At 72.4% G+C, this 12,135-nt stretch carries 8 protein-coding genes; 3 read left to right on the plus strand and 5 right to left on the minus strand.

Features of this window, described 5'->3' with window-relative positions:
* The 3 genes from D1825_RS02935 to D1825_RS02945 form a co-directional block, all read right to left on the minus strand.
* On the minus strand, positions 1-3,703 hold a 3,703-nt coding region (locus D1825_RS02935; RefSeq protein ID WP_267897556.1), incomplete at its 3' end, for a pullulanase X25 domain-containing protein.
* 389 nt (positions 3,704-4,092) lie between these two features.
* Complete coding sequence (locus D1825_RS02940) at positions 4,093-4,389, minus strand: DUF167 domain-containing protein (RefSeq protein ID WP_233549588.1); 297 nt, start codon at positions 4,387-4,389, stop codon at positions 4,093-4,095.
* 76 nt (positions 4,390-4,465) lie between these two features.
* Positions 4,466-5,470 (minus strand): malate dehydrogenase, encoded by a 1,005-nt coding sequence (locus D1825_RS02945; protein ID WP_118765986.1) that lies wholly within the window; start codon positions 5,468-5,470, stop codon positions 4,466-4,468.
* Positions 5,471-5,727: 257 nt separating this feature from the next.
* On the opposite strand from D1825_RS02945, the gene D1825_RS02950 reads away from it, so the two are divergent.
* Positions 5,728-7,476 (plus strand): HNH endonuclease signature motif containing protein, encoded by a 1,749-nt coding sequence (locus D1825_RS02950; protein ID WP_158580669.1) that lies wholly within the window; start codon positions 5,728-5,730, stop codon positions 7,474-7,476.
* 148 nt (positions 7,477-7,624) lie between these two features.
* Here the strand turns inward: D1825_RS02950 and D1825_RS02955 are convergent, their stop codons facing one another.
* A complete protein-coding gene (locus tag D1825_RS02955; RefSeq protein WP_118765988.1) occupies positions 7,625-8,842 on the minus strand; it encodes an NADP-dependent isocitrate dehydrogenase in 1,218 nt (405 codons plus the stop codon).
* A 276-nt stretch (positions 8,843-9,118) separates the two neighbouring features.
* Here D1825_RS02955 and D1825_RS02960 point away from each other — a divergent pair, with 276 nt between their 5' ends.
* Entirely contained in the window at positions 9,119-10,174 is a 1,056-nt protein-coding gene (locus tag D1825_RS02960; protein WP_118765989.1) for an aquaporin, read from the plus strand.
* A 73-nt stretch (positions 10,175-10,247) separates the two neighbouring features.
* Here the strand turns inward: D1825_RS02960 and D1825_RS02965 are convergent, their stop codons facing one another.
* A complete protein-coding gene (locus tag D1825_RS02965) occupies positions 10,248-10,805 on the minus strand; it encodes a DUF3017 domain-containing protein (protein ID WP_199721475.1) in 558 nt (185 codons plus the stop codon).
* Positions 10,806-10,842: 37 nt separating this feature from the next.
* On the opposite strand from D1825_RS02965, the gene D1825_RS02970 reads away from it, so the two are divergent.
* Positions 10,843-12,093 carry an FAD-dependent oxidoreductase gene (locus tag D1825_RS02970; protein WP_199721476.1) on the plus strand — a complete coding sequence of 417 codons (1,251 nt, stop codon included), beginning with the start codon at positions 10,843-10,845 and terminating at the stop codon, positions 12,091-12,093.
* The last annotated feature ends 42 nt before the right edge of the window (positions 12,094-12,135 follow it).

Here is a 12,135-nt window from a genome sequence, read left to right on the forward strand (position 1 = left end):
CGGCGACCGTGACGGTCAGGACGTGGGTCGCCGAGTCGAAGGTGAACAGCACCTGCTTGCCCTCGGTGGCCGAGAAGGCGATGTTGGCGCCACCGGGCACGCCGTCGGCGCCCCAGTTCGCGTCCCAGCTGCCCTGCGTGGCCTTGACCTCGTAGGAGCCGGTCGGGAGCTTCGTGGTCGAGAACGTGTACGTGCCGTCGCCGTCGGGGTCCTGCAACCAGGCCGCGAGGCACGCGGGCTGCCAGTCGCCGGGGCAGCCGAGCTCGGACTGGAAGCTACCCGCCAGCGTGTAGAGCGGGCCGTTCGCCGTGCTGGTGAACGCGTGGGTCACGGGGTCGTAGACGAACGTGACGTCGGTGGTCGCGGCCAGGGAGTAGGACGCGTTGCCGCCGTCGCGCACGCCGCCGGCGCCGTAGTTCTCGGTCCAGGACCCGCCGATCGCGACCTTGTACTCGTAGTCACCCGCGGGCAGCGTGAACGTGCCCGCGTAGACGCCGCCGGGCTGCTTGGTCAGCACGGCGTCGGTGCAGTCGGGCGACCAGTCGGCCGCGCAGCCCATCTCCGAGTTGTGGCTGCCGGGGACGGTCACGAGCAGGTCGCCGCCGCCGCCCGGGTCGGTCGGCGGCTGGGCCGCGGCGATGCTCAGGACGCCCGACGAGGTGTCGAGGCTGAACGTCACCGTCGGCGTCTCGGCCGTGACGGAGAACGCGACGTTGCCGCCCGACGAGGTGCCGTAGCTGGTGTCCCAGCTGAAGCCCTTGATGGCCTTGGCCTCGTAGCTGCCGGCCGGGATCGCCGAGGTCGTGTACGTCCAGGTGCCGTCGCCGTCGGTGTCCGCGAGCAGCCCGGTGAGGCAGTTCTGGTTCCAGTCCGCGGTGCAGCCGAGGGCCTTCTGGAAGCTGCCCGCCACGGTGTAGACCGCACCCGCGTCGTCGTTGGTGACCCGGTGGGTGTTCGGGTCGTACCAGAACGTCACCGCGCGGTCGGGGTCGGTGACCGTGTAGGAGATGTTGCCCGACGCGGAGTTCTTGACGCCGTCGACGCCGTAGTTCTCGAACCAGCCGCCGTTCTCGTCGCCCGCGGCCTCGTGGAAGGCGGCGCCGATCGCGGCCTTGTACTGGTACGTGCCGGCCGGGAGGTCGAAGCTCGCCGAGTACAGGCCGTTGGCCTGCAGCGTGAGCTCGGCGTCCGCGCAGGTGGGCTGCCAGTCGGCCGCGCAGCCCATCTCGCTGTTGTGGTCACCCGGGACGGTCACCGTGCTCGCGGCGTCCTCCTCGACGGGGGTGCCGCCTCCGTACCCCTCGCCGACGGTCGCGAAGGTGCTGGCCACCGACGTGTTGCCGCTCGCGTCGACGACGACCGCGCGGTACTCGACGAGCGACCCGGCCGCCAGCCCGGCGGTGGTGTGGAAGACGCGGGGCGCGCCCGTGTCGCTGGTGCCGAGCGTGGTCCACTCGTCGTCGCCCGCGACGCGGTAGTCGAAGGTCGTCTCGGCGTAGGCCTGCTCGCCGAGGGTCACGGCGACGGGGTTGAGCGCCTTGACCGGCTGGCCGGCGGTGCCGGTGAATGCCGCGGTCGGGGCCGCCGTGCGGGCGGGGAGCTCGCTCGTCGCGCGGTAGACGACCGCCGAGAGCGCGGGGACGGTCAGCGTGACGTCGCCGTCGGCGGTGACCTCGTCGTTGGCGCCGTAGATGCCGTCGAACGTGGCGGTCGGGCTCAGGGGCGAGAACGTCGCGGCCTTCGTCGTCGTCGCGTTGTTCACGGCGACCAGGTACTCGACCTTGTCCTCGCGGTCGACGCGCGAGAACGCGTACACGCCCGTGCCGTCCGCGACGTACTGCTCGACCTGCGCGCCGTCCGCGAGCGCGGGGTGGGCCTTGCGCAGGGCACCGAGCGCGGCGATGTCGCCGTACAGCGCACTGCCGGTGTCGAAGTGGTCGTCGGTCCCCATCGTCGCGCCGTCGACGAGCTTCTGGCTCGCGTACGCGTCGACCTGCGTGCCGAACATCGACTGCCGCGCGTCCTTGTCGCCGCCCGTGCCGACGAAGCCCTGCTCGTCGCCGTAGTAGACGACCGGCTGGCCGCGCGTGAGGAACATGAGCTGGTGGGCCAGGACGTCCCGCTGCTCGGCGTCGCTCTTGCCGTCGAGGAAGTACCCGATGCGGCCCATGTCGTGGTTGCCGAGGAAGGTCGGCAGCGCGGACGCGCTCGAGTCGGGCATCGTGTAGTAGTCGTCGCTCGCGTACAGGCCGGCCAGACTCTTGGCCGAGCCGCCGCCCGCGTAGCCCGAGGCCGCGGACTGGAACGAGAAGTCGAGGACCGAGCTCATGTCGGTCCTGCGGACGTACGGGCTCGTCTTGGTCGCGTCTGCGTCGTAGACCTCGCCGAACATGAAGAAGTCGTCCTTGCCCACGGCGTGCGCGTGGTCCATGACCTGCTTCGACCAGGACTGCCAGAACTCCATGTTCACGTGCTTGACGGTGTCGATGCGGAAGCCGTCGATGCCGACGTCGACCCAGTCGCTGAAGATGTCGGCCATGCCGTCGACGACCGTCGTGTTCTCGGTCATGAGGTCGTCGAGCGCGCCGAAGTCGCCGAGCGTGGACGACTCCCCGGCATAGGTCGACTCACCACGGTTGTGGTAGAGCGTGGGGTCGTTGAGCCAGGCCGGGACCTTGACGTCCTTCTCCGCGTCCGGGACCACCGGCGTGTACGGGAACGACGCGGCGTTCATCGTCGGGAACGTCGTGCCGACCTTGTCCGCGAGCGAGAAGGCCGTGCCGTCGGCGTCCTTATAGGGGCTGGTCGCCTCGGAGACGTAGGGGTGGTCGCCGGGCTGGGTGTACTGGATGACGTCCGCGGTGTGGTTGGCGATGATGTCGAAGTAGACCTTCATGCCCTTCGCGTGGGCGTCGTCGATGAGCCCGTCGAGCTCGGCCATCGAGCCGTAGTGCGGGTCGATCGTCGTGAAGTCCGTGACCCAGTAGCCGTGGTACCCGGCGGACTCGTCGTCGGTGCCGGCGCCCTGCACGTACTTGTTCTTGAAGGACGGCGTCAGCCAGATGGCGCTCGTGCCCAGGCCCTTGATGTAGTCGAGCTTGCCGCGCAGGCCGGCGAGGTCGCCGCCCTGGTAGAAGCCCTTGTCCGTGGGGTCGAAGCCCGTGGTCAGGCGGTCGCCCGTCACTCCTCCGCGGTCGTTGCTCGTGTCGCCGTTGGCGAAGCGGTCGGTCATGACGAAGTAGAACTGCTGGCCCGAGCCGGGCTCGCGAACGGGCTTCACGGGCTCGGCCCCGGCCTCCGCGTCGGCCTGCAGGTCGAGCGGGGTCAGGGACGTGCGGCCGGTCGTCGGGTCGAACCGCGCGTCGAGGCGGGTCTCGCCCGCGAGGACCAGCGGGATGTTGGTCGCGCCCGCGTCGCTCGCGCCGCCGAACCCGTACGCCTCGTCCCAGGCGTGGTCGCCGACGACCTTGAACTCGTAGCTGCCCGCGGGGAGCGTGACCTCCGCGGCGTAGGCGCCGTCACCCGTGGGCGCGAGGTCGCCGTCGGTGCAGGTCGGGTCCCAGTCGGCTGCGCAGCCGAGCTCGGACTGCAGGCTGCCGACCAGCGTGTACGTCTCGGCGACGGCAGTGGCGGCCTGCTGGGTGACGACCACGCCCGCGAGCGCGAGGCTCGCGGCGACCGCGGCGGATAGGGCACGACGCATGCGGGTGACTCCTTCGTCTCCGCGCCGGTGCGCGGGCATGTGGTCCACGGTGCGCGGCCTGCCCGTCCGCCGGCGTTGGCGGAGGTCGGCGCGCGTCGCTGTCTGAGATGTCTGACTGGCGAATCCCCCGGGCGACGACCTCGTCGACCGGTTGGCGGCACCGTACCGGCTTGCAGCAACTTGCAGCAAGGAGTTGCGGGAAGTTGGTGCGCGAGGTGCGCGGCGACCTCGGCTCGGTTCGTCGCGTGCCGTCGAATCGGGCGTCGGGTCGCGTGCTCGGCTGTCAGGTCGCCGGTTCCGCGTCAGGTCGCCGGTTCACACCGGCTACTCGATGCTGAACCACCTACTCGACGGCACCCGAGCGGGCTTGGCAGTCAGCCGGCACGGACCTACTCGCCCGGAGTCACCAGCAGGGTCGCCAGACGGTCGGCCAGCTCGACGGGGGCGCCGTCGACGGCGATCACCTTGTCGCGGCTCGTCGGGCCGGACACGAGCGTGACATGCCTCCGCCGCACCCCGAACGCGGCCGCGCACGCGGCGAGCGCGGCCTCGGTCGCCGCGCCGTCGACCGCGCGCGCGGCGACGGCGACCACGAGGCGGCCGTCGTAGGAGCCGCCGACCCGGGTCCGCGACGCGCCCGGGCGGACGCGGATCGGGATGCGGATCGCAGAGGACGCGCCCGCCACGGGCCCTTCGTCGGGCGGCCTCATGCCTCCGTCAGACCCGTCGATCGACGTTCGTCCGGCGCTCGCCGGATTCTCGTCAGACCAGTCCCAGGGCGCGGACCGCGTCGCGCTCCTCGACCAGCTCGGCGACGCTCGCGTCGATCCGGCCGCGGGAGAACTCGTCGATCTCGAGGCCGGGAACGATCGTCAGGACCCCGCCGGACACCGTCACGGGGAACGACGAGATCAGGCCCTCGGGAACCCCGTACGAGCCGTCACTCACGACCCCCGCGGACGTCCAGTCACCGTCGGGGGTGCCGTTGACCCAGGTGTGCACGTGGTCGAGCGCGGCGTTCGCCGCGGAGGCGGCACTGGACGCACCGCGCGCCTCGATGATCGCCGCGCCGCGCTTGGCCACCGTCGGGATGAACGTGTCGCGCACCCAGGCGTCGTCGCCCACGACCTCGAGCGCGGGGCGTCCGCCGATCGTCGCGTGCGACAGGTCTGGGTACTGCGTCGCCGAGTGGTTGCCCCAGATCGTCACGCGCTCGATCTCCGTTACGGGCGCACCCGTCCGTGCGCTGAGCTGCGCCAGCGCGCGGTTGTGGTCGAGGCGCGTCATCGCGGTGAAGCGGTCCTTGGGCACGTCGGGCGCCGCGGCCGCCGCGATGTACGCGTTGGTGTTGGCCGGGTTCCCGACGACGAGGACGCGGATGTCATCGGCCGCGCCCGCGTTGATCGCCGCACCCTGCGGGCCGAAGATCCCGCCGTTGGCGCTGAGCAGGTCACCCCGCTCCATCCCCGCCGTGCGCGGCCGCGCCCCGACGAGCAGCGCCACGTTGGCACCGTCGAACGCCGCCGTCGCGTCGTCGTGGATGTCGATCCCGGCGAGCAGCGGGAACGCGCTGTCGTCGAGCTCGAGCGCCACACCCTGCGCCGCCTTGACCGCCTGCGGGACCTCGAGGAGGCGCAGCCGCACGGGGACGTCCGGACCCAGCAGGTGACCCGCCGCGATGCGGAACAGGAGCGCGTAGCCGATCTGGCCGGCGGCCCCCGTCACGGTGACGTTGACGGGCTGCTGGGTGGACTGCGGGGAAGGCACGGGCGGGCTCCTTCGGTCGTCTGCGTGGTGCGTCGCTCGCTCGTCGCGGGCCTCTCCGCACCGTACCCCGGACGGTGCTCGTCGGCCGCGGGCGGCACGGTCCGATCGCGTGCCGAGCCTCAGGCCTGATGCCCCATCCGCCGTCCGTACAGATGCGAAGACGCACCAGCAGGAGCCAGGCGCCAGGGTCGCCGGGGCTCTCCATTTGTCGAACATGCGTTCGGCATGATGTCAGTGGTCGGTGGGACGATACGGACATGCCCGAGAACGAGGTCGCCGATCCCGCCGCGCTGGTGCGCGCCGCGCTCGGTGTCGACGCGTTCACCGGGTCTCCCCTGCAGGAGCCCGCGGGCTGGGACGACGAGCGCGTGATGGCTGGCCTCGTCGCGGTCGAGGCGCTGTCGCGGCACGTGGACCTGTGGAGGGTCGGGCTGGTGGCGCAGGTCGAGCAGCGCTCCGCGCGCGGGCTCGGGACCGCGGGGCTCGCCGCACGCCGCGGCTGCCGCAGCGCACGCGAGCTGATCCGCCGCCTGACGGGCGCCGCTGACTACACCGTGTCGCGGTGGCTGCGTCTTGGGCGGGCTATCGAGTCGCCCGTCGGCCTCACGGGCCAGCCGCTGCCCGCCGCGTTCCCGGCCGTGGCGGCCGCGGTGACGGACGGGCGCGTCGGGATGGAGTCGGCCCTGCGCATCATCGACACACTCGACCCGGTCCGCGCCGTCGCCGGGGACGCCGACGTGGCGGTCGCCGAGGAGGAGATCGTCGCCGGGTGCGCGGCCGCAGCGCCCGGCGGCGTCTGCCCGGCCGATGCCGACGCGGTCAAGATCCAGGCCTCGACCTGGGCGGCGTTCCTCGACCAGGACGGTGCGGCGCCGCCCGACTCCGAGCTCGCGCGACGGAGCCTGCGGCTGGGCGGGTTGAAGAACGGGCTCGTCCGGCTGAGCGGGCTGCTCATGCCGGAGGTCGCCGCGGCGCTGCGGGCGTTCGCCGACTCGCGCACGAACCCGCGCACGCCCGACGTTCCAGCCTCGGGTGACGCGTCGGGCGACCCGTCGGGCGACGAGCTCGACGGGAGCCGGCTCCCGCGCGAAGAGCCCGGGCCAGGAGGTCTCGGACGCGAGGGCCTTCAGGGCGACGGCGCCGAGTACGAAGGTCTCTCGGGCGGCATCGCAGGCCCTGCCGACGACGACCCGTTCAGCGGCGAGGCGCTTCTCGCCGCACTCGCAGCACGGACGGCGCCCGCCGACGTCGACGCGCCCGGTGCCACCTCGGGTGGCCACTCAGCCGATGTGCCCCTCACCGAGGACGCTGGCGTGGTTGACCGCCGCACCAGCGCACAGACGCTGCACGACATCCTCGCGATGGCGCTGGGTGCCGCCGCCCGGGTCGCGAACCAGAGCTCGCTCGCGGGCAACTCCCCCACCGTGGTCGTGGCCGTCCGGCAGTCCGACCTCGAAACCGGCCGCGGCGCGGGAGCCACGCTCGTGGGTGGCGGCTTCGGCGGCCCGTTGCCGCTCTCGGTGGGTGCCACGCGCCAGCTGGCCTGCTCCGGGAGCGTGCAGCACATCGCCCTCGACGACCTCGGTGCGGTGGTGGGCCTGTGGTCCGCCGAACGCTGCTTCACCGGTCCGCAGCGCCGTGCGATCGTGCTTCGAGACGGCGGGTGCATCATCCCGGGCTGCCAGGTACCCGCCGGATGGTGCGAGGTGCACCACATCACGCCGCACAAGGACGACCCCGAGGGGACTCACACCTCTAACGGCTGCCTGCTGTGCTGGTACCACCACCGCACGATCGAGACGTCTGGCTGGCAGATCCGCGTCCGCGACGGCATCCCCGAAGTCCGCGCGCCCGCCTGGCTGCGGTCCCTGACACGCGCCGGCCCACCGAGCAACGGGACGAACGACACCGACGACGGATGGCAGCGGGCAACCGGATCACCCACCCGCATCCTCGACGCGCTTAGCAGCCGCAGCGACGGACGGCTCGCTACGCTCGCCGGCTGACCCGCGCGCCACGTCGGCTGATCCGCGCACTACGCGGACGGTGCGCGAGCACCGCGAGCTGGCTGGCGACGCAGCGACCGGGCCACTGAACGACGAACGGCGCACCCCCCGTGCGGGGAGTGCGCCGTTCGGCGTGAGCTGTCGAGCGTCAGGCCAGGCGTGCGGCCAGGTTCTCGTCGAGGGCCGCGAGGAAGTCCTCGGTGGTCAGCCACTCCTGGTCGGGCCCGACCAGGCTCGCGAGGTCCTTGGTCATCTTGCCGCTCTCGACGGTCGTGATGATGACGTCCTCGAGGGTCTCGGCGAACTGCGTCACCTCGGGGGTGCCGTCCAGCTTGCCGCGGTGCTTGAGGCCGCCGGTCCAGGCGAAGATCGACGCGATCGGGTTGGTCGACGTCGGCTTGCCCGCCTGGTGCTGGCGGTAGTGGCGCGTGACGGTGCCGTGCGCCGCCTCGGCCTCGACGGTCTTGCCGTCGGGCGTCATGAGCACGGAGGTCATAAGACCGAGCGAGCCGAAGCCCTGCGCGACGGTGTCGGACTGGACGTCGCCGTCGTAGTTCTTGCAGGCCCAGACGTAGCCGCCCTCCCACTTCATGGCGGCAGCCACCATGTCGTCGATGAGGCGGTGCTCGTAGGTGAGGCCCGCAGCGGCGAAGTCGGCCGCGAACTCGGCGTCGAACACCTCCTGGAAGATGTCCTTGAAGGCACCGTCGTACGCCTTGAGGATCGTGTTCTTCGTCGACAGGTACACCGGGTAGCCGCGCTGCAGGCCGTAGGCGAACGAGGCGCGCGCGAAGTCGCGGATCGAGTCGTTGAAGTTGTACATGCCCATGGCGACACCGCCGCCGTCGGGGTAGGTGACGACCTGCTGCTGGATCGGCTCAGAGCCGTCCGCGGGCGTGTAGGTCAGCGTCAGGGTTCCGGCACCGGCGACCTTGAAGTTGGTCGCCTTGTACTGGTCGCCGTGGGCGTGACGGCCGATGATGATCGGCTTGTTCCAGCCCGGGACCAGGCGCGGGATGTTCGAGATGATGATCGGCTCGCGGAAGACGACGCCACCGAGGATGTTGCGGATCGTGCCGTTGGGCGAGACCCACATCTTCTTCAGGCCGAACTCCTCGACGCGCGCCTCGTCGGGCGTGATCGTCGCGCACTTGACGCCGACGCCGTGCTCCTTGATGGCGTTCGCCGCGTCGATCGTGACCTGGTCGTCCGTCGCGTCGCGGTTCTGGATCGACAGGTCGTAGTACCGCAGGTCGATGTCGAGGTACGGGTGGATGAGGCGGTCCTTGATGAACTGCCAGATGATGCGCGTCATCTCGTCGCCGTCGAGCTCGACGACCGGGCCGACAACCTTGATCTTCGCCATGCGGGGATCTCCTGTGCTGGGGACTCGTGCGGGGAGCGGGCTCTGCGTCGGCTGGTTCATCCCGCGCCGGCGGCTCCGTCCGGGAAGAAGATTACTCGACATCGAGAGAAATCGAGAGTCCGGGGCCCAGCACTCATCGCATCTTCACAGGTGACATCCCGTGGGCTTGGCGGTGACGCGCGGCCCTCGTGCTGGCATGCTGGCCCCGCAAGGGATCGCCTGACCGCGCGTCGATGCTGGTCCCGCCTCAATCGACCCACACACGACAGGACCGACATGTCCCAGACACCCGACCCGGTGGCCGGCTCGCCCGAGCCCGAGGAGGTCACGGCAGCCGCCGCGGCCGACGACGCCACCGCAGCCGCACCGGCCTCGCAGCCGATCGAGACGCCCGCCGCGCCCACGCTGGACAAGAACTCAGCGCCGGAGCCCGAGGTCCAGGTCGAGGAGGTCGACGCCTACGTCGTCCCGGCCGGCACGGCGATCGTGACGGGCCCGAGCCTCATCGCGCGCCTCGGCTCCGAGGTCTTCGGCACCTTCTTCCTCGTGCTCGCCGGCCTCGGCGTGGCCCTCTACGCGAACAGCGCCTTCGCCACCGTCGGCGGTGGCGGCGGTCCGCTCGCCGTCGCGCTGGCCTTCGGCATCGCGGTCGTCGCGGGCGCCAGCGCCCTCGGCCACGTCTCCGGTGGCCACTTCAACCCGGCCGTCACGGTCGGTGCAGCGATCGCGGGCCGCACGGCCTGGCGCGATGTCCTGCCCTACTGGCTCGCGCAGCTGATCGGTGGTGCCATCGCCGCCGCCATCCTGTTCGTGAGCATCCCGTCGGCCCTCCCGGCGCTCGTGTCGCAGGGTGCCCAGACGACGACGAAGACCTTCTTCAGCGGCGTGTCCAACGGCTATGGCGCGCACTCCCCGATCGGCACCGCCAGCCAGGGCTCGGTCGAGTTCTCGCTCGCCATCGCGCTGCTCGTCGAGGTCGTCGTGACCGCCGTCTTCGTCGGCATCATCCTCGGTGCCACCGACCGACGCGCGAACAACCGCATCGCGCCGTTCGCGATCGGGCTCGCACTCGCCGTGCTGATCCTCGTCGCGATGCCCGTCACGAACGCGTCGCTCAACCCGGCGCGCTCGACCGCCTCGGCGATCTTCTCCGACGGCTGGGCCCTCAAGCAGCTGTGGCTGTTCTGGGTCGCGCCGATCGTCGGTGCCGCCCTTGCCGGCCTCGTCTACCGCGCCTTCGCGGCCGAGCCGCCGAAGGACGACCTCATGAAGGAGGACGACGTCTACGTCACCGACGAGGACGTCCTCGTCGTGGAGGAGCGCCGCGCCTGATTCCGCACGCACGAACGCCCGGTCCCCTCGAGGGGCCGGGCGTTCGTCGTTTCTCGGGAGCGTCGGAGGGGTGTCAGAGGGTGCTGCCGGGCAGCAGCTGCGCGAGGACGCCGATGCTGATCGCGAGGACGGCGAGCACCGTCACGTCGATCGCCTTGGCACGGACCGAGACGGCCACGGGCCCGGGGTGCGGGAGCACGGCGCGCACCACGGCGCAGACCGCCAGGACGCCCGCGAGCGTGTAGGCGCCCGCCCGGGTCCCGACGACGACGGCGACGACGGTCGCGACGAGCACCCCGGCACTGGTCCACCACAGCGACGCGTTGCGACTCGCCCCAAGAGACGCGCGGGCGATCGCCCTCGGGTCGATGAGCTGCTGCGCCTGGATCGGCACCTGCCCGTCCGGGACCTCAGGCTCGCCGGCGGCGTCCGTCCCGGACGCCGCATCCGCCGTGGTCGGCTCGTCGGCCGACGAAGCCGTCGTCGTCCCCGCCTCGTCCTCGGTCGCGTCTGACGTCACCGCGCCGTCGGCGCCGTCAGCACGCCCGGAATCCGCGGCTTCCGCACGCGCCGTCACGCCGTCGTGCGCCTCGTCCGCCGGCGTCGCACCGTTCGCCCGCTTCACCACCATCGATGTGCCTCCCGACGGGGAGACTACCGTTGCGGGCGTGACGTCCCCGCCTCCACGACTGCCCGACGCGCCCCGCCGGATCGTGGTGGTCGGCGCGGGCCTGGCCGCGACCCAGACCGTCGGGGCGTTGCGCGAGCGCGGCTTCGACGGCCACCTCACGGTGCTCGGCGCCGAGCCGGTCCCGCCGTACGACCGTCCGCCCCTCTCCAAGCACCTGCTGGATCGCCCCGAACCCACGCTCCTGTCGCACGAGCTGGGTGTGGACGTGCAGTCGCTGGCCGACGAGGTCCACCTGGGCCGCCCGGCGACGGGCCTGACGGTCAGCCCGGCGGGCGTCGAGATCGAGGCGGGAGCGACGATCGGTGCCGACGTCGCGATCATCGCCACGGGTGCTCGCGCTCGTCGCGTCCCGGGCTGGGAGCACGCGCTCGTCCTGCACACGGCCGCCGACGCCGCCGCGCTCCGCGCACGCCTCACGCCGGGCGCTCGCCTGGCCGTCATCGGCGCGGGGTGGATCGGCGCCGAGGTCGCCGGCGTCGCGGCGGCCGCGGGCGTCGAGGTCACCGTGCTCGAGGCGGCGTCCGCGCCCCTCTCGGGTGCGCTCGGCGCCCAGGTCGGCGCGCTGGCGGCACCCTGGTTCGCGGCCGGCGGCGTGCGGCTGGTCACCGACGCGCGCGTGACGCGGGTCGACGAGGATGCCGTGCACCTCGCCGACGGCGAGCGCGTCGCCGCCGACGTCGTCCTCGCGGCGGTCGGAGCGCTGCCCGCGACCGCCTGGCTGGGCGACGCCCTGCCGCGCGAGCCCGACGGCTCGCTCCTGGTCGACGAGGGCTACGCCGTGCTCGGCGCCCCGCGCCGCGTGCGCGCGGTCGGCGACGTCGCGCGCCGCCGCTCGCACCGGCACGGCTGGGTGCCCGGGGGCCACTGGGACGGCGCGCTGCGCGGTCCCGTCGACCTCGCGGCCGACCTGCTCACCGGGCTCGAGAGCCAGCCCACCGACCCCGTCCCGTACGTTTTCTCCACCCAGCTCGGGCACGACCTGACGCTGTTCGGCCTCCCGGAGCCGGGCCACGACGTGGTCCTCCGCGGCGACGCGAGCTCGTCGGAGGGCTGGTCCGCCCTGTGGTTCCGCCCGGGGAGCTCGACCCTCGCGGCGGTGCTCACGGTCGACCGGCCGCGCGACGTGGGGGCCGCGCGACGCCTGTTCGCCGCCCGCGACCTGCCCCGGCTCGACCGCGACCTGGCCGGCGACGTCGGCGTCCCGCTGCGGAACGCCGCGCTCGGCTGAGCCCGGACGCACGGAGCGGGGCGCCGCACCAGGAGTGCGGCG

This window comes from Cellulomonas rhizosphaerae, from assembly GCF_003470205.1.
Classification (GTDB): Bacteria; Actinomycetota; Actinomycetes; order Actinomycetales; family Cellulomonadaceae; genus Cellulomonas; species Cellulomonas rhizosphaerae.

Excerpts from the sequence above, each read along its gene's own strand:
- D1825_RS02950 (WP_158580669.1), top strand. The coding sequence starts at position 5,728 with ATGCCCGAGAACGAGGTCGCCGATCCCGCCGCGCTGGTGCGCGCCGCG.
- D1825_RS02955 (WP_118765988.1), bottom strand. The coding sequence starts at position 8,842 with ATGGCGAAGATCAAGGTTGTCGGCCCGGTCGTCGAGCTCGACGGCGAC.
- D1825_RS02960 (WP_118765989.1), top strand. The coding sequence starts at position 9,119 with ATGTCCCAGACACCCGACCCGGTGGCCGGCTCGCCCGAGCCCGAGGAG.
- D1825_RS02965 (WP_199721475.1), bottom strand. The coding sequence starts at position 10,805 with ATGGTGGTGAAGCGGGCGAACGGTGCGACGCCGGCGGACGAGGCGCAC.